Raw genomic sequence first — 283 nt, forward strand, 5'->3', positions numbered from 1 at the left:
CCGCTACACATAATTTTTACTATTATCATAATTCTGTAAGGAGAAGCTTTTATGAAACAAAACGATAAATGGAATGAAATTCAAAACCTATTAAAACAATGCCATTCAGATTTAAAGACAATCGAGAAAAATATAATCACTTTAGAAAAGGTTCTGGAAATTTCAAAGAAAAATATACATTAACCCCTTTTCGTGGTTACCTCTACAAGTTTTTTCATTTCTACATATATTGCACCTCTGTAGCATTGGATTTCTAATGGAAATGGATTTTGAAGAATAAATG

General features: G+C 28.6%; 1 protein-coding gene. It reads left to right on the forward strand.

Annotated elements, in window-relative coordinates; translation table 11 throughout:
• The first annotated feature begins 51 nt into the window (after nucleotides 1–51).
• Nucleotides 52–183, forward strand: coding sequence for a hypothetical protein (locus HU755_RS27735; RefSeq protein ID WP_272978345.1), 132 nt, complete (start codon nucleotides 52–54; stop codon nucleotides 181–183).
• Nucleotides 184–283: the final 100 nt, after the last annotated feature.

Origin of the sequence: Pseudomonas sp. SWRI111, assembly GCF_014268555.1 — a bacterium.
Lineage (GTDB): Bacteria > Pseudomonadota > Gammaproteobacteria > Pseudomonadales > Pseudomonadaceae > Aquipseudomonas > Aquipseudomonas hamedanensis.